Below are 25,284 nucleotides of genomic sequence, written 5' to 3'. Positions count from 1 at the left end.
CCCGATGGACGATTCGGCGATCCGGCACGACACGATCACGGCCAATGGCGTCGCGCTCCACGTGGCACGGCTCGGGCGCGGCCGCCCCCTGGTGCTGCTGCACGGCTGGCCAGAATTCTGGCTGACCTGGGAGCCGGTGATGCGGCGCCTCGCCGACCGCTTCGAACTGATCGCACCGGACCTGCGCGGCTTCGGCGCCAGCGAGAAGCCCGACCTTCGACCTTCCGACGCCGCCGGCGCCGACGTCCATGCCGCCGACGTCGTCGCACTGCTGGATGCCCTCGGCCTGGCCCGGGTCGGCATCGTCGGCCACGATGTCGGGGCCTATGTGCTCCAGGTCCTCGGGCGGACGGTACCGGAGCGGTTGAGCGGGCTCTTCGCCTTCGACTGTCCGTATCCGGGCATCGGCCCGCGCCTCGCCGCCCCGGAGATGCTGGCCGAGATCTGGTACCAGTCCTACCACGTCAAGCCGTTCGCGGCGGCGCAGGTCGGCGCCTCGCGCGAGGGCTGCCGGCTCTATATCGGCCACTTCCTGCGCCACTGGGCCGGCGGCAACCCGGCCGCCTTCGACGACGTGCTGGAGGCCTTCGTCGACAATTTCCTGGCCCCGGGCAACCTGCAGGGCGGCTTCAACTGGTACGTCAGCGCGCAGGCCGGACGTCTCGCCATGATCCGGGGCGAGGCCCCGCGCCTGCCGCCGGTCACCCTCCCGACCTGCATCCGCTGGGGCGATTCCGACCCGCTGTTCCCCTTCGCCTGGACCGACCGCCTCGGCGAGACCTTCTCGGACCTCGACCTCGCCGAACTGAAGGGAGTCGGCCACTTCCCGCATCGGGAGGATCCGGATCGGGCGGCCGCCGAGATCGCGCGGTTCTTCGGGCGGCTGCCGGGGTGAGCCCTCAGGCCGCCCGGCCGCGCCGCCCTTCGACGAGCCACATCGCCAGCACGGCGGCCGCCAGGGCAGCCAGAGCCCACAGGCCGAGGGCCAGGGGATAGACCTCGACGCCGCGGATGTTGGCGCTGTCGCTCGGGCGGAAGCCGATCCAGTCGGCGCCGGCGAGTCGGCCGCTGCGGACGGATTGGAGGCGCGGCACCACGGTGCCGCCGCCGGCCTCGGCGACCCGGCGGATGGAGCCGCCCGTGCCCTCGGCCAGGGCCTTCAGGCGCTCGGTGTCGCTGAAGACGTCGGCGAGTTCGCGCGGGTTCGGCGGACCGACGCTGACGAAGGCGACGAGGCTGCCCGAGCGCAGGGTGTGCAGGCCGAGTTCGGTCGCCTCGAAGGTCGCCGCGAACAGACCCGGCTCGCTCTGCGCGAGGGTCAGGGTGCGCTGGCTGCCGGTGGGACCCGTGACGGTGACGGGCTCCACAGTGTCGGCCATGGTCTGGCGCTCGACGCGGACCTCGCGACCATGACCGGTGGTCTGCGCCCGCAGGGCCTCCTCCTCCAGGGCCGGCTCCTTCATGAGCCAGTGCCCGAGCCGGCGCAGCAGGTCGAGATAGGGGCCGCCCTCCTGATAGCCGCGGGCCCAGAGCCAGGCGTGATCGGACAGCAGCAAAGCCACCCGGCCCTTCTCCTCGCGCGACAGGGCGAGCAGCGGCAAGGCGTTCGGCCCCTGCAGGATCGGCTGGATGCCGGGCTTCACCTGGGCGGAGACGATGCGCAGCCAGTCGCCCCAGGCCGGCGGCGAGGCCTCGGACCCGGGCAGCGCCCGGGTGACGGGGTGGCGGTTGCCGACGCCCGTGAGGGCCGCCTTGTATGGCTGCTCGACCACGCGCCCATTGGGCTCGCCGGGCAGGATCGCGGCCAGGCGCGTGCGCGACAGGCTGGTGGGCGAGGCGAATTCGGGGCCGGCCGCGATCAGCAGGGCGCCGCCCTCGCGGACGTAGCGGACGATGTTGTCGAAATAGGCCGAGGGCAGCACGCTCTGGTTGGCGTAGCGGTCGAAGATGATCAGGTCGAAATCCTTGATCTTCTGAACGAACAGCTCGCGTGTCGGAAAAGCGATCAAGGAGAGTTCGGAGATCGGCGTGCCGTCCTGCTTCTCCGGCGGGCGCAGGATGGTGAAGTGGACGAGGTCGACGTTGGCATCGGACTTCAGGAGGTTGCGCCAGGTCCGCTCGCCCTGGTGCGGCTCGCCCGAGACCAGCAGCACCCGCAGCTTCTCGCGGATCCCCTCGATGGGCAGGACCGCACGGTTGTTGATGGTGGTGAGTTCGCCCGGCAGGGGCTCCACCTCGATCTCGACCACGTTCGGACCGCCGTGCTCGATCCGCATGGTCAGGGAGAAGGGCTGCCCAGTCGGGAAGGTCCGGCGGCCGACCTCCTCGCCGTCGCGGCGCACGGTGACGGTGGCGCTGCCTGTGCCGCCGCGCTCCATCACCTCGGCCCGGATGGTGAGGTCGCGCCCAACGATGCCGAAGCGCGGCGCCTCGATGAGCTTGATCTGCCGGTCGCGCTCGTCCGAATGGCCGGTGACCAGGACGTGAAGCGGGCCTTTGAGCCCCAGGGCCGCCACCGAGGCCGGGATGTCGTGCACGACGCCGTCGGTCAGCATGACGACGCCCGCCAGCCGCTCGGCCGGCACGTCGGCCAGCGCCTGCGACAGGGCGGTGAACAGCCGGGTGCCCTCGTCGCCCTCCTTGGCGTCGGGCACGTCGATGAAGCGCGGCTCGATGTTGGTCAGGGCTCCGAAGCGGCGCTGCAGCTCGGCGCGGACGGCGTCGGTCATGGCCGGACGGTCGCCGAGCGCCTGCGAGCCCGAGCGGTCGACCACGATCGCGGCGATGTCCTTCACCGGCTCGCGGTCCTCGCGTACGAGGGACGGATTCGCGATCGCCAGGAGGACCAGGGCGAGGGCGAGCGCCCGTAGGATCGCGGTGCTCCCCCGGGCGAGGAAGGCCAACCCGGCGAAGACCGCGACGAGGATTCCCAGGCCGATCAGCACCGGCCAGGGCACCAGGGGGGTGAAGCTGAGGCTCAGCATGGGCGCGGGGCCTCCGGTGCAGGGTACGTCACTGGCCCAACCGCTCCAGCAGCGCCGGGACGTGGACCTGATCAGCCTTGTAGTTGCCGGTGAGCGTGTAGATCACGAAGTTGATGCCGCCGCGGAAAGCCATCTCGCGCTGACGCTGGTCGCCGCCGACGATGGGGTAGAGGGGCTCGCCGCGCTTGCCCACGGCCCAGGCGGCGGCGAGGTCGTTGCTGGTGATGACGATGGGCGAGACGCCGTCGCCGGCCCGGGCCGGACGGCGCTCGGAGCCCTCCCCGGCCGGCGGCAGGGTCTCGACCCAGGTCTGGCCGGTGGCGTAGCGGCCGGGGAAGTTGTCCACGAGGTAGAAGGCCTTGGTCAGCACGTGGTCCGGCGGCACCGGCTCGAGCTCGGGCACTTCCAGAGTCGCCAGCATCTTGCGCAGATAGGCCCCCTCGGGCGTCGGCGGGCCGCCCGGCCGCGCGGTCAGCGCGTCGCGGGTGTCGAAGATCACGGTGCCGCCGTTGCGCATGAAGGCGTCGATGCGCCGGATCGCGGTCTCGCTCGGCTGCGGCCGCCCGGCGACGATGGGCCAGTAGATCAGCGGATAGAAGGCGAGCTCGTCCTTGGCGGGGTCGATCCCGATCGGGTCGCCGGGCTCCAGGGCGGTGCGGCTCGCCAGCATCTGGGTCAGGCCGGAGAGGCCGGCCCGGCTCGCGGTGTCCGCCGCCTCGTCGCCGGTCACCACGTAGGCGAGCCGGGTCGCCAGGGCCGAGTCGAAGGCGCCCGCACGGGCCGGGGCGGCCGATTGGGCCTGCACCGGCTGGGGTGCGCCGACCAGGGGCGCAGCGAGGGCGAGGCCGGCCAGGAGGATCGCGGCCGGGCGCGAAACGAAGCCCCGCGCGCGCCGGAGGAAGCCGCCGAGCCAGAGGCCCGCGAGGGTGTCGAGGATGAGGAGCATCAGGGCCAGGGTGAAGAGGGTGGCGCGCAGGTCGAGGGTCTCGGCACCGGCGAGCGAGCCGAGGCGGGCACCGGACAGGGCCGCGAAGTCGAGGGGCTTCAGCCGATCGGTCACCCCGAGGGCGTTGACCGCGATGCCGCCATCGGCCGGTCCGTAGAAGCCCGGCGGGTGCTCCAGGGTGGCGCGGTCGCCGGTATCGGCGGAGACCGCGGTGGCACCGGCCGGCGGCGCTCCGAGGGCGCCGAACCCGTCCAGGGTGAGGCGCGGCGCGAGCACGGCGGTCGGTCGTGCGGCGGCATCGCCCGCCGGCAGGGTCTTGGCGCCGGCGAGGTTCACCACCCGGCGCAGCATGTCGATGAACAGGCCCGACAGAGGCAGGTTCGACCAGGTGGTGTCCGCCGTGACGTGGAAGAGCACGACGAGGCCCTGGCCGCGCTTCTGCGCCGTGACGATGGGAGTCCCGTCCTGGAGCGACGCCCAGGTCCGGCCCGGCAGGTCGCCGTCGGGCTCGGCCAGGATCTGCCGGCGCACGCCGATATCGGCGGGGGGCGTCAGTCCGGCGAAGGGGCTCTCGGGTGCAAAGGGGGCGAGGGTCCTGGGGCTGTCCCAGGAGAGGGTGCCGCCCAGGGTGCGGCCGCCGCGGCGCAGGCGCACCGGCACCAGGGGATCGTTGCCGGCGGCGAGGCGTGGTCCGGCGAAGCGCAGCAGGAGGCCGCCCTCGTCGACGAACTGCTCGACGCGGGCGAGGGTCGGCCCGTCGAGGGCGCCGACATCGGCCAGCACGAGGACGGAGACCTGGTTGTCGAGGAGCTGCGTGATCGAGTCCGCGATGCCCTTGGCTCCGCGCGGCTCCTGCACGTCGGCGTAGGGGCTGAGGGCGCGCGAGAGATAGTAGGTGGGCGCCAGCAGCGGCTGGGCCTGATCGCTGGTTCCGCCGAAGACGAGGCCGACGCGGCGGCGCTTGCCGCGCTCGTCGACCAGGGTCACGGCACCGGCCGAGCGCTCGGCCGCGACTTCGATCCGGCTGATGCTGTTGCGCAGTTCCACCGGCAGGTCGAAGCCGACCTCGGTCTCGGTGGCGTCGGGCGCGAAGGTGAAGGCGTGCTCGGCCAGCGGCAGGCCCTTCTGGTCGACGGCGCGCACGAGACCGGTGTCGCGACCGTTCGGTGCCGCCCGCAGGACATGCGCGGTGAGCTGGCCGCTGGCCTCCGCGGCCGAGAGCGCGAGCGCCGGTGGCCGGTCGGCCTTCAGGATGGTTAGCGCGGCCCCGGTCCGGCCGACGAGGTCGGCGAGGCTCTTGCCGAAAGCGTCCTCGCCCGGTCCCGCGACGCCGTCGCTGATCCACAGGATCGCCGTGCTCGGGCTGCGCTCGAGAAAGGCGGCGAGCGTCGGCAGGTGCGCGGCGCGGTCGGCGAGATGGGGACGCGGCGCGATCGCCCTCAGGCGCTCCAGGGCCGCGGCCGGGACCTTGGATTCGAAGGCGGCCGCCGGCTCTGCCAGGGCGGTCACCGCCACGGGCCGGCCGTCGCGGGCGGCGCCCTCGATCGCGTCGGTGGCGACCCGCAGGCGGTCGCGCCAGTCGTGGGCGGCGGTGAAGCCGTTGTCGAGGACGACGAGGAGCGGCGTGCGCCCGGTCACGGCGCCGGTTCCGGAGGGATTCCAGACTGGGCCGGACACCGCCAAGACCAGGCAGGCGGCGGCGAGAATCCGCAGGATCAGCAGCCAGGGGGGCGTCCGCGCCGGCGTCTCGCGCTTGCCCAGCAGGTCGGCCATGATCCGCAGGGGCGGAAAGTCGATGCGGCGCGGGCGCGGCGGGGTCACCCGCAGCAGGAACCACAGGGCCGGCAGGGCGACGAGCGCGGCGAGGGCCAGAGGCGCGGCGAAGGTGAGGGGCAGTCCGAGCATGCGGCGATCCTCAGCCGGTCCCGCGCGCCGCGGCGACGAGGGTCAGCAGGCGCAGGGCCGCCTCGCTCGCCGGACGGTCGGTGCGATGGATCGTCAGGGTCCAGCCCTGGGTCCGGGCGATGTCCGCGAGGCGGTCGCGATGGGCCGCGATTCTCACCCGGTAGGCCTCGCCCCAGGCGCCGGCGTCGCCGACATTGAGGCTGAGCTTCGACTCGAGGTCGTGCAGGACCGCCTGTCCGGAGAACGGAAACGTCTCCTCGACGGGATCGACGATCATCACGAGGTGCCCCCGGGTACCCCGGCCGGCCAGCCGATCCACCGAGGCCTTCACGGCCTCGGGCGGCGACAGGAAATCGCTGATCAGCACGGCCTCGTCGAACCGGCCCGGGGTCGCGGGCGGCGGCGCGTCGTCGTCCTGCCCCTTGGCATCGGCGACGAGGGCCTGGGCCATGGTCTCGACGATGCGGCGCGAGGCGGTCGCGCGGGTGAGACCGAGCAGACCGGTGCGCTCGCCGCCCTCCACCAGGGCGTCGGCGAGCGCGAATCCCAGAACGAGCGCGCGCTCCACCTTCGGCGCCTGCGCCAGGTGCGAGGAGAAGCCCATGGAGGCCGAGCGGTCGATCCAGAACCAGATGTTGTGGGTGGCCTCCCACTCGCGCTCGCGCACGTAGAGCCGGTCGTCGCGGGCGGAGCGGCGCCAGTCGATGCGGGCGGCGGCCTCGCCGGCGACGAACGGCCGGAACTGCCAGAAGCTCTCGCCCGGCCCGGCACGACGGCGGCCGTGGATCCCGTGGGCCAGCGTCGAGGAGACCCGGCGGGATTCGAGAATCAGCCGCGGCATCCGCTCGGCCAGGGCCAGCGCACTCTCGGTCTCGCGGCGTCCGGGATTGCGGGCGCTCCGGTCGAGGACCTGGGTGGCGCCGCCGCCGGGCCGGGAAATCGCCATGCCCTAGAGCTTGCCGGCGAGCTGGGCGATGAGGCCCGGGATGGTCTCTCCGTCCGCGCGGGCGGCGAAGCTCAGCGCCATGCGGTGCTTCAGCACGGGCTCGGCCAGGGCCTTCACGTCGGCGACGGAGGGGGCGACGCGGCCCTCGATCAGGGCGCGGGCACGTACCGCCAGGGTCAGCGCCTGGCTGGCGCGGGGACCCGGGCCCCAGAGGAGCTTGCCCTTGAGCGCGGGGTCGCCGCCCTCGGGGCGCGCGGAGCGCACGAGGTCGAGGATCGCATCGACCACCGCGTCCCCGACGGGCAGGCGGCGCACGAGGCGCTGGGCCGTGAGCAGCGCCTCGGTGGACATCACCGCCTGCGGCTTGTGCTCGTCGACGCCGGTGGTCTCGATCAGGATGCGACGCTCGGCGGCGCGGTCGGGGTAGCCGACATCGATCTCCAGCAGGAAGCGGTCGAGCTGGGCCTCGGGCAGCGGATAGGTGCCCTCCTGCTCGATCGGGTTCTGGGTGGCCAGCACGTGGAAGGGGCGCGGCAGGTCGTGGCGCTCGCCCGCCACCGACACGAAGTGCTCCTGCATCGCCTGGAGCAGGGCCGACTGCGTGCGCGGGCTGGCGCGGTTGATCTCGTCCGCCATGAGGAGCTGGGTGAAGACCGGGCCCTTCACGAAGCGGAACGAGCGATGGCGATCGGCATCCTCGTCGAGGATCTCGGTACCGAGGATGTCCGACGGCATCAGGTCCGGCGTGAACTGCACCCGGCGCGCATCGAGGCCGAGGACGGTGCCGAGGGTCTCGACGAGCTTGGTCTTGGCGAGGCCGGGCAGACCGACGAGGAGGCCGTGGCCGCCGGCCAGGATCGTCACCAGGGCGAGGTCGACGACCTGCTCCTGGCCGAAGATGACCTTGTGGATCGCCTCGCGGGCCTGCCCCACCGAACCGAGACAGGCTTCCGCCGTGGCGACGATGCCGTCATCGAGGGTGGTGGCCGGCTGGGAGCCCTGAATCATGCGTGTCGGTCCTGGCTTCTCCGCGTCGGCCGTCGAGGGTCGCGCGCGGCGGGAATGCGCCATCGAGGGGCTGGCCTGGCGTCGGCCGTCTGCCCGGGAGTGTGGCGCCCTTTGCGCCACGCTGGCAAGGTCGGCGCGACGACGCAGGGTTCAGGCCGACGCGAGCGGCCTCCGAACGACGCTCGGAGGACGTGATCGCGCCGGGAGGACGTCGCGCCGCCGTTCCCCCGTCGTCCGGATGCGCTATCTTGTGATCGCATGACCGACCTAGTCCCGCCCGCCGCCGATCCGACGATCGACCGCCTCAGCGCCGCCCTCGGCGATGCGGCGCGCCGTGGCCCGCCGCCGGTGGAGCGCTGGAATCCGCCGTTCTGCGGGGCGATCGACATGCGGATCGCGGCCGACGGGACCTGGCACCACGATGGTGCACCGATCCGCCGCCCGGCCCTCGTCAAGCTGTTCGCCTCGATCCTCCGGCACGAGCCCGATGGCGGCTACGTCCTGGTCACCCCCGTGGAGAGCGTGGGCATCACGGTGGAGGATGCGCCTTTCGTCGCCGTGGAGATGGCGGTCGAGGGCGACGGTCCGGGGCGGCGCATCGCCTTCCGCACCAATGTCGACGACCTCGTGCCGGTGGATGCCGGCCATGCCCTGCGCTTCGAACAGGATGCGGGCGGCGGCCTGCGCCCCTACGTCCATGTCCGCCGCGACCTCTGGGCGCTGCTGACCCGGGCGCTGACCCACGACCTCCTCGCCCTGGTCGAGGAGCAGGACGGCTGGCTCGGCGTCGCGGCCGGTGGCGCCTTCCACCGCATCGCCCCCGCCGAGAGCGCATGAGGCAGCCCGACGCGCTGGCCGACCTCGTCGCGCGGGCCACCGCCCGTCTGTCTGCGGACCCGCCCGGTGACGGCGCCCCGACCGCGAACCCGCGCGGCGACCACGACCTCGACGGGGCCGACGCGGCGGCGGTGCCGGAGCGCCCACACCGGCGCGCCGCGGTGCTGGTGCCCGTGCTGCCCCGGGCGGGCGGCCCCAGCGTGCTGTTCACCGTGCGGGCCGCACACCTGCGTGACCATTCGGGGCAGATCGCCTTTCCGGGCGGAAAGATCGAGCCCGACGATCCGAGCCCGGCCGATGCCGCCCTGCGCGAGGCGCGCGAGGAGGTCGGCCTTCCCGCCGAGGCGATCCGTGTCCTCGGCTATCTCGATCCCTATCTCTCGGCGACCGGCTTCCTGGTACTGCCCGTACTCGGCCTCGTCGACCCGGAAGCGGGCCTGACCCTGAACGCGAACGAGGTCGCCGCCACCTTCGAGGTTCCCTTGAGCCACCTCCTCGATCCGAGCCAGCGCCGCATCGAGAGCGCGGTCTGGCGCGGGCGGCACCGGCGCTACTACGCCATCACCTACGGGGAGTTCCGGATCTGGGGCGTCACGGCCGGGATCGTCAACAACCTGCAGGAGCGCCTCTTCCCGTGACGCCGCGCCCGCTCACCCGCCCCCCGAGACAATCATGATTCGCCGCGTCCTCGAAGAACTCCTGATCTTCCTCTCCCCGTTCCTGCTCTTCGCGGTCTACCTCGCGATCCGCGGGCGCCGGCCGGACCACGGTGCGCACTGGGATGGGCAGGCCTTCCGCCTGACCCTGGCGGGCCTCGTGCTGGTCATCGTGTCCCTGGTGGCGACGGGTCTGTTCAGCGAGCGCCATCGCGGCGGCTACGTGCCGCCGCATCTGGAGAACGGGCAGGTCGTGCCCGGGCGCTTCCAGTGAGCGGGCAAGCCCTCGACGAAGCGGGCCTCGCGCGCCTCCTCGACAGGCCGGAGGTCCGACGCGTCCTCGCCGCCCTGGCAGCCGAGGGCGAGGCCACCCGCCTCGTCGGCGGCTGCGTGCGCGACGCCCTGCTCGGACGCGCGGGCGACGACATCGACCTGACCACGACGCTGCGGCCGCAGGCCGTGATGGCGAAGGTCGAGGCGGCCGGCCTGCGCGCCATCCCGACCGGGATCGAGCACGGCACCGTCACCGTGCTCGCGGGAGAGGCCGCCTTCGAGGTCACGACCCTGCGGGAGGATGTCGAGACCGATGGTCGCCATGCCGTCGTGCGGTTCGGCCGCGACTTCGCCCTTGATGCGCAGCGCCGGGACTTCACCATCAACGCGCTCTCCCTCGCACCCGACGGCACGCTCCACGACACCACCGGCGGAATCGAGGACCTGAAGGCCGGCCGGGTGCGCTTCATCGGCGAGGCGCGGACGCGCATCCGAGAGGACGCCCTGCGCATCCTGCGGTTCTTCCGGTTTCATGCCCGCTACGGGGCCGGACCTCCCGACCCGGAGGGCCTGTCGGCCTGCATCGCCGCTCGGGATGCCCTGGACGGCCTCTCGCGCGAGCGCATCCGAGCAGAATTGCTGAAGCTGCTGTCGGCCCCGGGCGCGCCCGCTGCCGTCGAGCCCCTGAGCGAGACCGGGCTGCTGATGCGGTTGATCGGCGGCCTCGGCGATCTCGGCCGCTTCATCCGCGTCGTCGCCCAGGGCACCGGAACGTCGGCGATCGAGCGCCTGGCCGCGCTGGCGATGTGGTCCGACATCGATGCCGGGCGTCTGGAGGCCGACCTGCGGCTCTCGAAGGTCGAACACGCGGCGCTGGCGGCCTATGGACGGGCTCTCGGAGCCCTGCACGGACGCGCCACGATCGACGCCACCGAGATGCGCCGGTTGGCGGCCGACCACGATCGGGCCGCCCTGGGACTGGCATACGGGGCGACCCAGCGAGAACGGAATCCGGTCGTCACACCGGAGGCCGGGAGCTATCTCGACGATCTCGTGAGCGGCCGGGTGACGGCCCCGAAGTTTCCCCTCACGGGCGCCGATCTGGTGGCGCGAGGGATCCGGCCCGGTCCGGAGATCGGTCGCCGGCTCGCCCGGGCGCGCGCCCTGTGGCTGGATATCGGCTGCCCGGAAGATGCGGCCGCGCGCGAGACCCTGCTCGAGCGCGCGACCGGGTAGGATCTCGAACGCCGTCGGCCCTCAGAAGTTGAGGGCGACCTTGGCGTCGCGCAGCTGGACGATCTGGCCGGTGAGCTCGTCCTTCTTGGCGAAGTCCTCGGTCGCATCGCGCAACATCTCGACGGCCTCGATGTCGCGATCGAGCGATTCCGGCGAGATCTCCTCGAAAGGGTTTGCACGCTCGGCGATCACCGTCACGGAGGTCGGACCGATATCGGCGAAGCCGCCGCGGACCAGGACGCGCTTGCCGGTGTGGCCGGCCTCGTTGATGACGATGACCCCGACCTTGAGGGCGGTGAGCACGGGAGCATGGCCGGGGAGAACCGTCATCTCGCCCTCGATGCCGGGCAGCTGCACGGCCTCGATCTGGCCGGAATACAGCGTCCGCTCGGGACCGACGAAATCGAACTGGAAGGTGGCCATGAGGTCGAGGATCCCGGCTCGGGTTGTCTGTGCGGAGTGACGGCGCGCCGTGCCCGGAAGGCGCGCGCCGTCGTGTTCGTCGTCAGGCCCGGCGGCGATCGGCGACGAAGCCGATCCCGAGGCCCAGCACCGCGCCGATGACGGCGAAGATGCCGATATGCTGCATCTGGCCCGTGGTCAGGGATCCGCCGCGGGTTCCCGCCGGCGCATCACCCTGAACTTCGAGGCTGAACGAGCCGATCTTGATCTCGGCGGCCTCGGGCCGGGTCAGATACCCGGTGAGACCGCCGACCACGAGACCGACGAGGAGGAGAACGACCTTCGCGTTCAAGACCTCAGGCCGCCGCGGCGATCTTCTTCGCCTTCTCCTTGGCGTCCTCGATCGTGCCGACCATGTAGAACGCCGCCTCCGGCAGGTCGTCGTACTCGCCGTTCACCAGGCCCTTGAAGCCCTTGATCGTGTCGGCCAGCGGAACTTGGATGCCCGGCGAGCCGGTGAAGATCTCGGCCACCGAGAAGGGCTGCGAGAAGAAGCGCTCGATCTTGCGGGCGCGGGCGACGGTGAGCTTGTCCTCTTCCGAGAGCTCGTCCATGCCCAGGATCGCGATGATGTCCTGCAGGGCCTTGTAGCGCTGCAGGGTCTGCTGGACCTTGCGAGCGACCTCGTAGTGCTCCTCGCCGAGGACGGCGGGGTTGAGCATGCGCGAGGTGGAGTCCAGCGGATCCACGGCCGGGTAGATGCCCTTCTCGGCGATCGAGCGCGACAGCACGGTCGTGGCGTCGAGGTGGGCGAACGAGGCGGCGGGCGCCGGGTCGGTCAGATCGTCGGCCGGCACGTAGATCGCCTGCACCGAGGTGATCGAGCCCTTGGTGGTGGTGGTGATGCGCTCCTGAAGGGCGCCCATGTCGGTGGCCAGCGTCGGCTGGTAGCCCACCGCCGACGGGATGCGGCCGAGGAGCGCCGACACTTCCGAGCCGGCCTGGGTGAAGCGGAAGATGTTGTCCACGAAGAACAGCACGTCCTGGCCCTGGTCGCGGAAGTCCTCGGCGATGGTCAGGCCGGTGAGGGCGACGCGCGAGCGGGCGCCGGGGGACTCGTTCATCTGGCCGTAGACCAGGGCGCACTTGGAGCCTTCCGCCGAGCCGTTATGCTCCTTGGGGTCCATGTTCACCTTGGACTCGATCATCTCGTGGTAGAGATCGTTGCCTTCGCGGGTGCGCTCACCGACGCCGGCGAACACCGAGTAGCCGGAGTGCACCTTCGCGATGTTGTTGATGAGCTCCATGATCAGCACGGTCTTGCCGACGCCGGCGCCGCCGAACAGGCCGATCTTGCCGCCCTTGGCGTAGGGGGCGAGGAGGTCGACCACCTTGATGCCGGTGACGAGGATCTGCGACTCGGTGGACTGCTCGGAATAGGCGGGTGCCGGCTGGTGGATGGCGCGCAGGGTGTCCGACTGGATCGGGCCGGCCTCGTCGATCGGCTCGCCGATGACGTTCATGATGCGCCCGAGGGTGTTGAAGCCGACCGGGACCTTGATGGCCTCGCCGGTGTCGGTGACTTCCTGGCCGCGGACCAGACCTTCCGAGGTGTCCATGGCGATGCAGCGCACCGTGCTCTCGCCGAGCTGCATGGCGACTTCGAGAACGAGACGGCTGCCGTTGTTCTTGGTCTCGAGAGCGTTGAGGATCTCGGGCAGGTGGCCGTCGAAGTGAACGTCGACCACGGGGCCGATGACCTGGGTGATCTTGCCGACCTTGTTCGAGCCGGCGCCGGGGATCGCGGTGTTCGCCATGTTACGGGTCCTTTGGATACGTTGCGGTCAGGGCGTCGGGTGCGCTTAGAGCGCTTCGGCGCCCGAGATGATCTCGATGAGTTCCTTGGTGATCATGGCCTGACGCGTCCGGTTGTAGATCTGCGTCTGCTTCTTGATCATTTCGCCCGCGTTGCGCGTGGCGGAATCCATCGCGCCGGTGCGGGCGCCCTGCTCGGAGGCGGCGTTCTCCAGGAGCGCGCGGAACACCTGGACGGTGAGGTTGCGCGGGAGCAGCGTGTCGAGGATGGCCTCCTCGCTCGGCTCGAACTGGAGGGCGGCGTCGGGGGCCGTCGCGCCGGTCTCCGGAAGCTCGGCCGGGATGAGCTTCTGCGCCGTCGGGATCTGGGAGATCACGGAGCGGAAGCGCGAGTAGAACAGCGTCGCGACATCGAACTCGCCGGCATCGAAGCGGGCGATGATGCTATCGGCGATCTCGGCGGCGAACTCGTAGTCGACCGCTTTGTTGCCGCGCAGGTCGCGGTTCTCGATGATCTCGTCGCGGAACTGACGACGAAGCAGGTCGTAGCCCTTCTTGCCGACGGTGATCATCTTCACCGTCTTGCCCTCGGCCACGAGCTTGCGGGCATGCTCACGGGCGAGACGCGCGATCGACGAGTTGAAGCCGCCGCACAGGCCGCGATCGGCGGTGCAGACGACGAGCAGGTGGGTCTTCTCCGAGCCGGTGCCGGACAGGAGCCGGGGCCCCTGCACGCCGCCGACGAGGTTCGCCGCGAGGTTGCCGAGCACCTGGGACATCTTCTCGGCGTAAGGACGCGCGCTCTCGGCGGCCATCTGGGCGCGCCGCAGCTTGGCGGCGGCGACCATCTGCATCGCCTTGGTGATCTTCTGCGTGCCCTTCACCGAGGTGATGCGGTTCCGCAGATCCTTCAAACTCGCCATGGGGTGACTTCCAGATCCATCCGCTGCCGCTCAAGGCGAGGCGCCCGAACGACCCGGGCGCCTGCTCTCACTGAGGTCCGGCCACCCGGGGGCAGCCGGTCGTGCTGTCGAAGCTCTACGCCAGGGACTTGGCGACGCTCTCGACGACGCCCTTCAGCGTCTTGGCGCTGTCGTCGGACAGGTCCTTCGAGTCGCGGATCTTGGTGAGGAGGTCGGCGTGCTTGGTGCGCAGGGCCGAGAGCAGGGCGTCCTCGAACGGACGGACCTTGTTCAGCGGCAGGGTGTCGAGGTAGCCGTTCACGCCGGCATAGATCACGGCGACCTGCTCCTCCATCTTCAGCGGCGAGAACTGCGGCTGCTTCAGGAGCTCGGTCAGGCGCGAGCCACGGTTCAGGAGCTTCTGGGTCGAGGCGTCGAGGTCCGAGCCGAACTGCGCGAAGGCGGCCATCTCGCGGTACTGGGCGAGCTCGCCCTTGATCTTGCCGGCGACCTTCTTCATCGCCTTCGTCTGGGCCGAGGAGCCCACGCGAGAGACCGAGAGGCCGACGTTCACCGCCGGGCGGATACCCTGGTAGAACAGGTCGGTCTCGAGGAAGATCTGGCCGTCGGTGATCGAGATCACGTTGGTGGGGATGTAGGCCGAGACGTCGTTGGCCTGGGTCTCGATGACCGGCAGCGCGGTCAGCGAGCCGTTGCCGGCGGCATCGCCCATCTTGGCGGCGCGCTCGAGCAGGCGCGAGTGCAGGTAGAACACGTCGCCCGGATAGGCCTCGCGGCCCGGCGGGCGGCGCAGCAGCAAGGACATCTGGCGGTAGGCCACGGCCTGCTTGGAGAGATCGTCGTACACGATCACGGCGTGCATGCCGTTATCGCGGAAATACTCGCCCATGGCGCAGCCGGCGAAGGGCGCGATGAACTGCATCGGCGCGGCGTCCGAGGCGGTGGCGGCGATGACGATCGAGTACTCGAGCGCGCCGTTGTCCTCCAGGGACTTCACGAACTGGGCGACGGTGGAGCGCTTCTGACCGATGGCGACGTAGACGCAGTAGAGCTTAGCGTTCTCGTCGGTGCCGGCATGGGCCGGCTTCTGGTTCAGGATGGTGTCGAGGGCGATGGCGGTCTTGCCGGTCTGGCGATCGCCGATGATGAGCTCGCGCTGGCCGCGGCCGACGGGGATCAGGGCGTCGATGGCCTTGAGGCCGGTGGCCATCGGCTCGTGCACCGATTTCCGCGGGATGATGCCCGGGGCCTTCACGTCGACGCGGCGGCGCTCGGTGGTGGCGATGGGGCCCTTGCCGTCGATGGGGTTGCCGAGGGCGTCGACGACGCGGCCGAGCAGCGCCTTGCCGACCGGCACGTCCACGATGGCGCCGGTGCGCTTGACGGTCTGGCCTTCCTTGATGTCGCGATCGGACCCGAAGATCACGATGCCGACGTTGTCCTGCTCGAGGTTGAGGGCCATGCCGCGCACGCCCGACTCGAACTCGACCATCTCGCCGGCCTGGACGCTGTCGAGGCCGTAGGCGCGGGCGATGCCGTCACCGACGGACAGAACCTGACCGACCTCGGTGACCTCGGCTTCCTGGCCGAAGTTCTTGATCTGATCCTTCAGGATCGCGGAGATCTCGGCGGCGCGGATGTCCATCGTCGGGCCTCTTGTCTTGGATTGAATGAATGGGGTGGGGAACGGGAAGCGGTCGGACCTCGAAGGTCCTTACCGGGCTTCCCGCATCGCGAGGCGAATACCGTTGAGCTTGGTGCGCAGGGAGGCGTCCACCATGCGGCTGCCGATCTTGACCACGAGGCCGCCGATCAGGCTGGGGTCGATCCTGAGGTCGAGGTCGATCTCGGAGCGCGCCACGTCGCGCAGGGAGGCCTTGATCTCCTCGACGACGGCGTCGGAGGGACGCTCGGCGACGGTCACCTCGGCGCGCACGATGCCCTTCGACTCGCGCACCAGGGTGCGGAAGGCGCGGATCATGTCGGGGAGCGCGAACAGGCGGCGGTTGGCGGCGGCGAGGCGGATGAAGTTGCCGCCGATGCCGCCGATGCCGGACTTCTCCAGGAGGGCGACGATGGCGGCCTCCTGCTCGGCGCCCGAGAAGACCGGGCTGCGCACGAAGCGGCGCAGGTCGGCGCTCTCCTTCAGCATCGCGTCGAACCGGTCGAGGCTCGCCGCGACGCCATCGACGTCGCGCTCGTCACGCGCCAGTTCGAACAAGGCCGACGCGTAACGCGCCGCTACGCCTGCAACCGGGGAACCCGCCTCGGAACCGTTCTGCGCCACGCGCCGCTCTCTCTTCAATCCTGCCTGAGGGCTCCGGCCGTGTCGCACCGTCGTCGGCGCGGGCTTTCGAAACCGTCAGGATTGGGAACGTGCCGGTCTGCGCGGGCCATGAAAAACCCGCCCTTCCGGCGCGGCGAGGGCCTAGCATGCGTGTCCGGGGGGCGCAAGACGACGGAACTTGCGCCGGAGCGTTGTGCAACGCGAGATGCCGAACCCTGTTCCGATGCGGGCAAACGGTGGCGAAGGTGAGGCCGCGGTCTCAGCAGGTGATCCGGTCGCAGCGGCGGGTCGCGGCGATCATCCGGGCCAGCGCCTTCGGACCGGGATGGCCGAGGAGGCCGGTATTGCCGAGGACGTAGGAGGGTGTTGCGGTGAGGCCGAGATCGGCCGCCATGCGCATCTGCGCTTTGAGGGCGAGACGGACCTCCTCGCTGTCGGCGATGCTCTCGATCTCGGTGGCGGGCACGCCGAGCTTGGCGGCGGCCTTGAGGGCACCGGGTCCATCGATCTTGCCGGGCTTGCCGAGCAGAGTCCGGTACAGGCTCCAGGCCGCGGCCGAGCCGAGCTTGCGCTGGATCGCCAGGGCGACCTTGGCGGCCTGGGCCGACTGCACAGCCAGGATCGGATTGTTGATCAGGCCGATTCGCAGCGACGGGTCGCTCTCGCTGAGCGAGACCATGTCGGCCGCCGCCTTTCGGCAATACGGGCAGTTGTAGTCGAAGAACTCGTACAGGGTCGTCTCGGCCTCCGCCGGGCCGACATAGGTCACGCCGCGCAGGGCCGGGATCTCGCCGACGATCTCGCCGGGCAGGCGCATGTTGGCGACCGGGCGACCATCGTCGTTGTCGACCTTGAAGGCTTGGCCGTAGTCCTGCGCGAGAACCGGCCCCGCGGAGGCGAGGGCAGCGGAGGCGAGGAGGAAGCGCCGGCGGTCGAGGCCCGGTGTCGCGAAGCTCATGGGGCGGCCCTGGAGAGGTGGGGACGGGAAGCGTGGGAACGGCCCGGCTTCTAGACCCACCGGCTCCGGACCGCCAGACGCGCGCCTCAGCGCATCGCCCCGGGCCGGTCGCCCCCCGCCCAGGCGAGGGCCTGTTCCAGGCGGTCGTTGCCCCAGAACAATTCGCCGTCGTCCGTGAGGAAGGTCGGCGCTCCGAAGATGCCGCGCGAGCGGGCCTCCTCGCCGTTGACGCGCAGGCGCCCCTTGTTCGTTTCGGCCGCGGCCTGTTTCAGGATGATCGTGCCGTCGAGGCCGAGACCGTCGAGGATCGACACCACGGCGGGCGGCTCGGCGATCGACTGTCCGCGGCCGAACTCGGCCTCGTAGACCGCCTTCGAGAACGGAACGAGCCAGTCGTGGTCCATGCCGTAGGTCGCCGCCCGGGTGGCGCTGAGGCTGTTCTGTGGAAAGGGATCGGGACGCTTGACCGGCGGCAGCCCGAGGCGGGCCGCCTCGCGCTCGACGTCGCGCCACATATGGCGTCCCTTGGCGGCGTAGAGGTTGAAGGGTGAGGAATTCCAGCCCTGTGCGGCGAAGATCGGCCCCACCAGGAAGGGGCGCCAGCGGATCTCGACGCCGGAGGCCGCCGCCAGGGCCTCGATCCGCATCGCCGAGAGGTAGGAATAGGTCGATGCGAACTCGTACCAGAATTCGAGGGTCGGCCTGCGCGGCATGCGTCGAATCTCCGGGATCGAGAATGGTCGTCAGTGTCGCCCGCCCGGGGGCTCGCGACAAGGCGCTTCCCGACCACGGCCTCGCCGAGCGAACGCGTCCGACGGCACGGCGGTTGCACGGCCCCGCGCTCCGCTGATAAGCCGCCGCAATCACGCCGCAGATGCGCCGCCGAAGCGCACGATGCCCGAACCGGAAGCGAGCCCATGACCGACGCGAACCCGAAGCCCGTCAACAAGGTCGTGCTCGCCTATTCCGGCGGCCTCGACACCTCGATCATCCTGAAGTGGCTGCAGACCACCTATGGCTGCGAGGTCATCACCTTCACGGCCGATCTCGGCCAGGGCGAGGAGTTGGAGCCGGCGCGCAAGAAGGCCGAACTCCTCGGCATCAAGCCCGAGAACATCTTCATCGAGGACCTGCGCGAGGAATTCGTGCGAGACTACGTGTTCCCGATGTTCCGCGCCAATGCCCAGTACGAGGGCGTCTATCTCCTCGGCACCTCGATCGCCCGGCCGCTGATCGCCAAGAAGCAGATCGAGATCGCCGAGAAGCTCGGAGCGGACGCCGTCTGCCACGGCGCCACCGGCAAGGGCAACGACCAGGTCCGGTTCGAGCTCGGCTATTATGCGCTGAAGCCCGACGTCACGGTCATCGCTCCCTGGCGCGAATGGGACCTCAAGAGCCGCGAGCAGCTCATCGCCTTCGCCGAGCAGCACCAGATCCCGATCTCCAAGGACAAGCGCGGCGAGAGCCCGTTCTCGGTGGACGCCAACCTCCTGCACGCTTCATCGGAGGGCAAGGTTCTCGAGGATCCCGCCGACGAGGTGCCGGACTACGTCTACTCGCGCACCCGCTCGCCCGAGGAGGCGCCGGACACGCCGACCGTGATCACCATCGGCTTCGAGAAGGGGGATGCGGTCTCCATCGACGGCGAGCGGCTGTCGCCCGCGAGCCTGCTCGCCAGGCTCAACCAGCTCGGCCACGACAACGGCATCGGTCGCCTCGACCTCGTCGAGAACCGCTTCGTCGGTATGAAGAGCCGCGGCATGTACGAGACACCCGGCGGCACCATCCTGCTGCCGGCCCACCGCGCCATCGAGTCGATCACGCTGGACCGGGGTGCCGCGCACCTCAAGGACCAGCTGATGCCGCAATACGCGGAGCTGATCTACAACGGCTTCTGGTTCTCGCCCGAGCGCGAGATGCTGCAGGCCCTGATCGACAAGAGCCAGGAGATGGTCACCGGCGAGGTCCGACTGAAGCTCTACAAGGGTGGCGTCCACGTCATCGGCCGCACCAGCCCGAACTCACTCTACGACCAGGACCTGGTCACCTTCGAGGAGGGCGCGGTGGCCTACGACCACCGCGATGCGGCCGGCTTCATCAAGCTCAACGCCCTGCGCCTGCGCACGCTCGCCCAGCGCAAGAAGAAGCTCGGCGCCTGAGGGCTGACGGGGCCCGGCGGGTCCCCTCCCCCGAGGGGATCCGACTACCCGGTCGGGCCTGCGGAGAACGCCCGCAGGATCTGCGGCACCTCGCCCGCGATCTCCCGGGCGAGAAACCCCACCGGCCCGACCGATCGGGCCAGCCGGGCGCCCGCTTCGCCGTGGAGGTAGACGCCCCACAGGGCGGCCGTCAGCGGATCGGCGCCCCGGGCGAGGATGCCGGTGACGAGGCCCGCGAGGGCGTCGCCCGAACCGGATGTGGCCAGTCCGACGCCGCCGCCGCCGAAGTGCCAGCGCGCGCCGTCGGGGGCGACGATCCAGCTCTCGGCCCCCTTCATGACCACCACGGCCCGCAGCATCTCGGCGGCGCGCAGGGCCGCATCCAGCGGATCGGCCTCGACCGCCTCGCGCTCCCAGCCGAGGAGTTGCGCCATCTCGCCCGCATGCGGCGTCAGCACCGGCGGCGCCTTGAGGGCGCGGATCGTCCCGGCATGGGCGGCGAGACCGCAGATCGCGCCCGCATCGAGCACGTAGGCGGTCTCGTCCTGATCCGCGAGGAGCGTGCGGACCAGCGCCGTGGTGACCTCGCAGGTGTTCATGCCAGGTCCGAGCAGGACCGCGTCGCAGCGCCGGGCGGCCTTGGCGATGCGCGGCGCCGCCGCCTCGGCCGCGATCTCGCCCGCATCGGTTTCCGGGAGACCGATCACCATGGCCTCCGGCACGGCCAGCGCCAGCGCCACCGCGACGGACTCGACCGAGGCGATCTTGAGCTTGCCCGCGCCCGCCCGCAGGGCCGCGACGCCGGCGAGGAAGACGGCGCCCGGCACCTCGGCGCAGCCGCCGAGGACGAGGACGCTGCCCCGATCGTCCTTGCTGCCGGCCTCCGGGGTCGGGAGCGGGCGCTCCCGCAGGCACGCCGCGTCGAGTTCGGTCCCGGTCATCGCACGTCCTCCGTCAGCGAGGGTTCGGCAGTGACGGGGGCGCCGGCCCGCTGCACCGGAGCGACGAAGTTGTAGCGCGCGAGATGCAGGCGGCCGGTGGACCCTTCCTCCGCCTGGAAGGCGTACTCGGTCACGGAGCAGTTCAGCACGTCGCCCTCCGCATCGATGCCGAGGATCTCGGCCTCGCTGAGGTTTTCGATGAGGTAGCGCAGGCAGAGCACCACCACCTGGTGGGCGACGATCAGGACGCGCTTCTCGCCGTGATGCAGGGAGACCGTGTCCATGGCGCTGCGCAGGCGCAGGACGACGTCGCACCAGCTCTCGCCGCAGGTCGGGCGATAGTAGAACTTGCCCAGGCGGGCCCGCAATTCGGCCTGCTCGGGATGGAGCGCCTCGATGCCCGTCCGGGTGAGGCGGTCGAGGAGGCCGAGTTCCTTCTCGCGTAGCCGCTCGTCGACGTAATCGTCCGGCGCATCCGGCGCCACGCCGCCGGCCTGGCGGATGCCTGCCACGGTCTGGCGTGCCCTGAGGTAGGGCGAGGTCAGCACCACGTTCGGGCGCTCCGCCTCCGGCATCTCGGAAAACCAGCGCCCGAGCGCCTCGGCCTGCTGTCCGCCGCGATCGCTCAAGGGGACGTCGACGTCCCGCTCGGCGATGTCGATGCGCTCGAGCCCGGCGTCATGGGCGGCGTCGCGCGCGACATTGCCCGCACTCTCGCCGTGTCGGACGATCCAGATCCGGCTCGGCCAGCGTTGCAGCATCCGTCGTGGTCCTCGGCTTGTTCCACCTCGGCAACGTTCCTGCGGGCCGACCCGTTCGCTCCCTGCGTCGTTCCAGACGCAACGGGCGCGGGTCAGGCCGGCTGCCAGCCCGCATCGGTGCGGGTGAAGTCGCCCGGACCGAGATCGGCGTAGCGCAGGAAGATCTGGAGTACCGGCTGCATCTCGCGGTGCTCGGCCGGCAGGTCGGTGCCCGGGCCGTAGGGAGCGTCCGTGTCCACGGCCGGCACGTCGCGGGTATCATCCCAGCGGATCGCCAGGACCCGCACGCGGGCGACCTGCTCGGCCGTCACGTCGAAGGTGACGTGCTCGGGCGTCTCGCCTGTGGCCTCGTCGCGAAAGACGTCGCCGACATCGTCGGAGGCGAGCTTGGCCAGGGTGTTGTGGTAGGCGTAGCGCCCCGGCTTCAGGACGGCGCTGGCGGTGAACACCGCGAGGGCGTCGCCCAGTGCCCGGTGCTCCGCGTCGGCGCCGTCGTCGTCGCCGGTGACGTTGAAGATGTCGCCGTCGCGGTCGGTGCTGCCGTAGGGCGCGTCGGGATGGACGATGGGCGCGCCGACGCCCTCGGGGTTCCAGGCCACCACGATCCGGCGAATCAGCGCGATGCGCTCCAGGGTGAGTTCGAAGGTCGGCTGGGTCATCGTCTGTCTCTCGCCCGCGGGGCGGCTGGGCCTGGTCGCCGGGAAATCTGAATTGTCGGCAGGTCTGGGGCGGCAGGTAGCCGATCCGGTCGCCCCGGGCTACCGTTTCAGGCAGCCCATCAGGCCCGAGACGCCGTTCATCCGTGCCTGGATGCGGGCGGCCTGAGCCCGCACGCCGCGCGACGGCAGGGCGGGATTGCGCAGGATCGGGTTCGGCAGCACGGCGGCGAGCAGGGCCGCCTCCCCGCGAGTCAGGGCGCGGGCCGGCTTGCCGAACCAGCGCTGCGCCGCGGCCTCGGCACCGAACACCCCCTCCCCCCATTCGGCGATGTTGAGGTAGATCTCCATGGTGCGCGCCTTGCCCCACAGGGTGTCGGCCACCAGGGCCAGGGGGATCTCCAGGGCCTTGCGGATCACCGAGCGGCCCGGCCACAGGAAGACGTTCTTCACCGTCTGCATCGGGATGGTCGAGGCGCCCCGGCTCGGCCCCTCCTCGTCGTCGACGACGTCGCGCAGGGCGCCCCAGTCGACACCGTTGTGCAGGCAGTAGCGCTGATCCTCCGAGGCCACGACTGCCTGGACGAGGTAGGGTGAGATCGCGTCGAGGCCGACAGCCTGCCGGTCGACGGACTTCAGCGTCAACCATCGTCCCAGCATCAGGGTTGAGGGCGGGGTCAGCGCACTATAGACGAGCGCGAGCGACAATAAGAGGACGAGGCCGATGACGGGGAGGAGCAGGATGAGATTGACGATCCGCCGCACGCCCCCGGTCCGCCGTCGGCCGGATGCCTCGCGCATCGGCATCGGGCGCGCCGAAACCTGCCGCAACGGCCGCTCCGCGCTCTCCTCCCGATCCTGAATTCGAACCTCCCCCCACCCACGACACGACCACGTCTGACCGAAGGCCCGACCGAACATGACCTCAACGCAAGGATCCCACGCTTCGGTCAAGGCGGATGCCCCGGTCGACGCGTTTTCCCACAGGCTTGCCACGGTCGCGGACACGGTGGAGGCCTATCTCGCCGAGCGCCTCACCCCGGAGACGCAGGCCGGCGAGATCACGCGGCCGATGCGCCTGATGGAGGCGATGCGCCACGCCGTCCTCGGCGGCGGCAAGCGCCTGCGCCCGTTCCTCGCGATCGAGACCGCCCGGATGCTCGGCGGCTCCGAGACCGGAGCCCTCGCGGCCGGCTCGGCCATCGAGCTGGTGCACTGCTACTCCCTCGTCCACGACGACATGCCGGCTATGGACGACGACGACCTGCGCCGGGGCAAGCCCACCGTGCACAAGGCCTATGACGAGGCCACCGCGATCCTGGTGGGCGACGCCCTCCAGACCCTGGCCTTCGAGATCCTGGCCGATTCCGCCTGGCAGCCCGACCCGTCCGTGCGCGCCGACCTCGTCCTCGGCCTCGCCAAGGCCTCGGGCCTCGGCGGCATGGTCGGCGGCCAGCTCCTCGACCTCGGCGCCGAGGGCCGTTTCGGACCCGTGTCGCTCGGCGTCGACGATACCCTGCAGATGCAGGCGATGAAGACCGGCGCGATCCTGGCCTTCTCGGTGGAAGCTGGCGCGATCGTCGGCGGCGCCACGCCGGACCAGCGCAGGGCGCTGCTGCGCTACGGCCATGCCCTGGGCCAGGCCTTCCAGATCGCCGACGACATCCTCGACCGCGAGGCCTCGCCCGAGACCATGGGCAAGGCCACCGGCAAGGACAAGGATGCCGGCAAGGCGACCCTCGTCGACCGCCTCGGCCTCGACGGGGCGCGGGCCGAGTGTGACCGTCTCGTTGGCGTCTGTGAGGCGGCCGTGGCGTCCTGGGGCGACAAGGCCGAGACCCTGCGGCAGGCGGCGCGGTTCACGGTGGCGCGCAAGGTCTGACGCCAGATCCGACGGCGGGCCGACCGCTTCCGTCCTCCGAATATCCATCGCGAGTTGATCCCATGACCTCCTACAAGCTCCTCCTCCTCCCCGGCGACGGCATCGGCCCCGAGGTGATGGCCGAAGTCGAGAAGGTGATCGACGCCCTGGACGCGCTGGGTCTCGCCCACTTCGAGATCGAGCGCGACCTCGTCGGCGGCAGTGCCATCGATGCCCACGGCAAGCCCCTGACGGACGAGGCCCTGGCCCGGGCCGATGCCGCCGACGCCATCCTGCTCGGCGCGGTGGGCGGCCCGAAATGGGCCGATGTCGCCTACGAGATCCGGCCCGAGGCGGGCCTCCTGCGCCTGCGCAAGGATCTCGGCCTCTTCGCCAACCTGCGTCCGGCCATCTGCTACCCGGCCCTCGCCGATGCGTCGGCCCTGAAGCGCGAGCTGGTCGAAGGCCTCGACATCATGATCGTGCGCGAGCTCACCGGCGGCGTCTATTTCGGCGAGCCGAAGGAGATCACCACCCTGCCCGACGGCTCGAAGCGCGCCGTCGACACGCAGGTCTACACCACGGCCGAGATCGAGCGGATCGCGCACGTGGCCTTCGATCTCGCACGCAAGCGCTCGGGCCGGGTCGCCTCGGCCGAGAAGCACAACGTGATGAAGTCGGGCGTCCTCTGGAAGGAGGTCGTGACCCGGGTCCATTCCGAGTACGGCGACGTCAGCCTCGAGCACGTGCTCGCGGACAACTGCGCCATGCAGCTGGTCCGACGTCCGAAGCAGTACGACGTGCTCGTCACCGACAACCTGTTCGGCGACGTGCTCTCGGACGTGGCGGCGATGCTCACCGGCTCCCTCGGCATGCTGCCCTCCGCGTCGCTCGGCGCCGTCGACGCCAAGGGGAGCCGGAAGGCCCTCTACGAGCCCGTCCACGGCTCGGCGCCGGACATCGCCGGCAAGGGCTACGCCAACCCGATCGCCATGATCGGCTCGCTCGCCATGTGTCTGCGCTACTCGTTCGGCCTCGGCGAGGCGGCCGACCTGCTGGACGCGGCCGTCACCCGCACGCTTGCCTCCGGTGCCCGCACCCGCGACATCGCCGCCGAGGGCGTCACGCCCATCAGCACGGCCGAGATGGGCGACGCGATCATCCGCGAGCTGACGCACGCCGCCGGCTGACCGCAGCCCGCGGTATCCGAAGACACGACACGCCAAACGAAAACGGGCCCCGTGAGGGGCCCGTCGCATGTCCGGCCCGAGCGCCGGACCTAGTAGGGATTGCCGAAGCGCGAGACGTACGAGGTCGGGTCGATCGCGTCGACGGCCGAGAAGTCGACGTTGCGGATCGCGCTGGAGCGGGCGCCGATGAACGGGCCGTTGGTGATCGGATCGGGCAGGATGCCGCCGCCGAAGCGATCGTTGCGGCCGTAGGGCGGCGAGTTCAGGTAGCTCGCCGTGATGAACTGCGGGTTGGTCGCCGGGTTGCTGACCGAGCCGTTATTCGCCTCGACCACGTTGCCGGCATCGAGCCAGCTGCGCGGACGGATGCGGATCGGCAGCGGCTGGCTGACGCGGTAGCCGGCCGGCGCGTAGCGCCCCTGGGCCTCGGCGGCGGTGTTCGCGCCGACGGCTGCGAGCGTGAGGGCACCCATCAGGGCAATCGAGACAGAGCGCATGACGCACCTTCGTTGAAGCTGTGGGACTGTAGGCCGGGCTTCC

25 protein-coding genes are annotated in these 25,284 nt (G+C 70.9%); 8 read left to right on the top strand and 17 right to left on the bottom strand.

What is annotated here, in order from left to right; translation table 11 throughout:
- Positions 1-4 precede the first annotated feature (4 nt).
- Positions 5-895 carry an alpha/beta fold hydrolase gene (locus ASF49_RS02250; protein WP_056466972.1) on the top strand — a complete coding sequence of 297 codons (891 nt, stop codon included), beginning with the start codon at positions 5-7 and terminating at the stop codon, positions 893-895.
- A 4-nt stretch (positions 896-899) separates the two neighbouring features.
- Here the strand turns inward: ASF49_RS02250 and ASF49_RS02245 are convergent, their stop codons facing one another.
- From ASF49_RS02245 to ASF49_RS02230, 4 genes are read right to left on the bottom strand one after another with little or no spacing between them, the layout of a single operon-like run.
- Positions 900-2,984, bottom strand: a complete 2,085-nt coding sequence (locus tag ASF49_RS02245; RefSeq protein WP_056466968.1) for a hypothetical protein — start codon at positions 2,982-2,984, stop codon at positions 900-902.
- 28 nt (positions 2,985-3,012) lie between these two features.
- The gene (locus ASF49_RS02240; RefSeq protein WP_056466963.1) at positions 3,013-5,835 is read right to left on the bottom strand and encodes a DUF4159 domain-containing protein; all 2,823 of its coding nucleotides are present in this window, start codon (positions 5,833-5,835) and stop codon (positions 3,013-3,015) included.
- 10 nt (positions 5,836-5,845) lie between these two features.
- On the bottom strand, positions 5,846-6,781 hold the full coding sequence (locus ASF49_RS02235) for a DUF58 domain-containing protein (protein ID WP_056466959.1): 936 nt from the start codon (positions 6,779-6,781) through the stop codon (positions 5,846-5,848).
- A gap of 3 nt (positions 6,782-6,784) precedes the next feature.
- On the bottom strand, positions 6,785-7,789 hold the full coding sequence (locus ASF49_RS02230) for an AAA family ATPase (protein ID WP_056466955.1): 1,005 nt from the start codon (positions 7,787-7,789) through the stop codon (positions 6,785-6,787).
- 258 nt (positions 7,790-8,047) lie between these two features.
- Between ASF49_RS02230 and ASF49_RS02225 the strand changes: the two genes are divergently transcribed.
- Genes ASF49_RS02225 through ASF49_RS02210 form a run of 4 tightly spaced genes read left to right on the top strand, consistent with a single transcriptional unit; the run spans position 8,048 to position 10,791 of the window.
- Complete coding sequence (locus tag ASF49_RS02225; protein WP_056466951.1) at positions 8,048-8,626, top strand: DUF1285 domain-containing protein; 579 nt, start codon at positions 8,048-8,050, stop codon at positions 8,624-8,626.
- Entirely contained in the window at positions 8,623-9,264 is a 642-nt protein-coding gene (locus tag ASF49_RS02220) for a CoA pyrophosphatase (RefSeq protein ID WP_056466948.1), read from the top strand. The genes ASF49_RS02225 and ASF49_RS02220 overlap by 4 nt, the downstream gene beginning before the upstream one ends.
- Positions 9,265-9,298: 34 nt before the next feature.
- Positions 9,299-9,556, top strand: a complete 258-nt coding sequence (locus ASF49_RS02215) for a DUF6111 family protein (protein ID WP_056466945.1) — start codon at positions 9,299-9,301, stop codon at positions 9,554-9,556.
- Complete coding sequence (locus tag ASF49_RS02210) at positions 9,553-10,791, top strand: CCA tRNA nucleotidyltransferase (protein WP_056466944.1); 1,239 nt, start codon at positions 9,553-9,555, stop codon at positions 10,789-10,791. Before ASF49_RS02215 ends, ASF49_RS02210 begins: the two co-directional genes overlap by 4 nt.
- Before the next feature lie 21 nt (positions 10,792-10,812).
- On the opposite strand, the gene atpC is transcribed toward ASF49_RS02210, so the two are convergent.
- The 8 genes from atpC to ASF49_RS02170 all read right to left on the bottom strand — a co-directional run bounded on the left by atpC (position 10,813) and on the right by ASF49_RS02170 (position 17,889).
- Positions 10,813-11,214, bottom strand: coding sequence for an ATP synthase F1 subunit epsilon (gene atpC, locus ASF49_RS02205; protein WP_056466941.1), 402 nt, complete (start codon positions 11,212-11,214; stop codon positions 10,813-10,815).
- Between the two features lie 82 nt (positions 11,215-11,296).
- Positions 11,297-11,545 (bottom strand): hypothetical protein, encoded by a 249-nt coding sequence (locus ASF49_RS02200; protein WP_056466938.1) that lies wholly within the window; start codon positions 11,543-11,545, stop codon positions 11,297-11,299.
- A gap of 4 nt (positions 11,546-11,549) precedes the next feature.
- Complete coding sequence (gene atpD, locus ASF49_RS02195; protein ID WP_056466935.1) at positions 11,550-13,010, bottom strand: F0F1 ATP synthase subunit beta; 1,461 nt, start codon at positions 13,008-13,010, stop codon at positions 11,550-11,552.
- 45 nt (positions 13,011-13,055) lie between these two features.
- The gene (locus tag ASF49_RS02190; protein WP_056466933.1) at positions 13,056-13,931 is read right to left on the bottom strand and encodes a F0F1 ATP synthase subunit gamma; all 876 of its coding nucleotides are present in this window, start codon (positions 13,929-13,931) and stop codon (positions 13,056-13,058) included.
- A gap of 115 nt (positions 13,932-14,046) precedes the next feature.
- Entirely contained in the window at positions 14,047-15,576 is a 1,530-nt protein-coding gene (gene atpA, locus ASF49_RS02185; protein WP_056179751.1) for a F0F1 ATP synthase subunit alpha, read from the bottom strand.
- 69 nt (positions 15,577-15,645) lie between these two features.
- Positions 15,646-16,218 carry a F0F1 ATP synthase subunit delta gene (locus ASF49_RS02180; protein WP_056466930.1) on the bottom strand — a complete coding sequence of 191 codons (573 nt, stop codon included), beginning with the start codon at positions 16,216-16,218 and terminating at the stop codon, positions 15,646-15,648.
- Positions 16,219-16,477: 259 nt separating this feature from the next.
- Entirely contained in the window at positions 16,478-17,176 is a 699-nt protein-coding gene (locus ASF49_RS02175; RefSeq protein ID WP_056466925.1) for a DsbA family protein, read from the bottom strand.
- 86 nt (positions 17,177-17,262) lie between these two features.
- Positions 17,263-17,889 carry a 2-hydroxychromene-2-carboxylate isomerase gene (locus ASF49_RS02170; protein WP_056466922.1) on the bottom strand — a complete coding sequence of 209 codons (627 nt, stop codon included), beginning with the start codon at positions 17,887-17,889 and terminating at the stop codon, positions 17,263-17,265.
- A gap of 204 nt (positions 17,890-18,093) precedes the next feature.
- On the opposite strand from ASF49_RS02170, the gene ASF49_RS02165 reads away from it, so the two are divergent.
- Positions 18,094-19,335, top strand: a complete 1,242-nt coding sequence (locus ASF49_RS02165; RefSeq protein WP_056466919.1) for an argininosuccinate synthase — start codon at positions 18,094-18,096, stop codon at positions 19,333-19,335.
- A 44-nt stretch (positions 19,336-19,379) separates the two neighbouring features.
- Here ASF49_RS02165 and ASF49_RS02160 read toward each other — a convergent pair whose 3' ends face one another.
- The 4 genes from ASF49_RS02160 to mtgA all read right to left on the bottom strand — a co-directional run bounded on the left by ASF49_RS02160 (position 19,380) and on the right by mtgA (position 22,494).
- Positions 19,380-20,276: an NAD(P)H-hydrate dehydratase gene (locus tag ASF49_RS02160; protein ID WP_056466916.1), complete on the bottom strand. Its 897-nt coding sequence runs from the start codon at positions 20,274-20,276 to the stop codon at positions 19,380-19,382.
- Positions 20,273-21,037: a histidine phosphatase family protein gene (locus ASF49_RS02155; protein WP_056466913.1), complete on the bottom strand. Its 765-nt coding sequence runs from the start codon at positions 21,035-21,037 to the stop codon at positions 20,273-20,275. Before ASF49_RS02155 ends, ASF49_RS02160 begins: the two co-directional genes overlap by 4 nt.
- A gap of 92 nt (positions 21,038-21,129) precedes the next feature.
- A complete protein-coding gene (locus tag ASF49_RS02150) occupies positions 21,130-21,696 on the bottom strand; it encodes a hypothetical protein (RefSeq protein ID WP_056466910.1) in 567 nt (188 codons plus the stop codon).
- Between the two features lie 99 nt (positions 21,697-21,795).
- Positions 21,796-22,494 carry a monofunctional biosynthetic peptidoglycan transglycosylase gene (gene mtgA / locus ASF49_RS02145; protein ID WP_279292494.1) on the bottom strand — a complete coding sequence of 233 codons (699 nt, stop codon included), beginning with the start codon at positions 22,492-22,494 and terminating at the stop codon, positions 21,796-21,798.
- A 118-nt stretch (positions 22,495-22,612) separates the two neighbouring features.
- Between mtgA and ASF49_RS02140 the strand changes: the two genes are divergently transcribed.
- Positions 22,613-23,575, top strand: a complete 963-nt coding sequence (locus tag ASF49_RS02140) for a polyprenyl synthetase family protein (RefSeq protein WP_056466900.1) — start codon at positions 22,613-22,615, stop codon at positions 23,573-23,575.
- Positions 23,576-23,637: 62 nt separating this feature from the next.
- The gene (gene leuB / locus ASF49_RS02135) at positions 23,638-24,744 is read left to right on the top strand and encodes a 3-isopropylmalate dehydrogenase (RefSeq protein ID WP_056466898.1); all 1,107 of its coding nucleotides are present in this window, start codon (positions 23,638-23,640) and stop codon (positions 24,742-24,744) included.
- 89 nt (positions 24,745-24,833) lie between these two features.
- Here leuB and ASF49_RS02130 read toward each other — a convergent pair whose 3' ends face one another.
- On the bottom strand, positions 24,834-25,241 hold the full coding sequence (locus ASF49_RS02130; RefSeq protein WP_056466896.1) for a hypothetical protein: 408 nt from the start codon (positions 25,239-25,241) through the stop codon (positions 24,834-24,836).
- Between the last annotated feature and the right edge of the window lie 43 nt (positions 25,242-25,284).

Source organism: Methylobacterium sp. Leaf104 (assembly GCF_001422885.1).
Lineage (GTDB): Bacteria > Pseudomonadota > Alphaproteobacteria > Rhizobiales > Beijerinckiaceae > Methylobacterium.
Note: the sequence above shows the minus strand (reverse complement) of the source record. Positions and strands in the feature narration are given on the sequence as shown.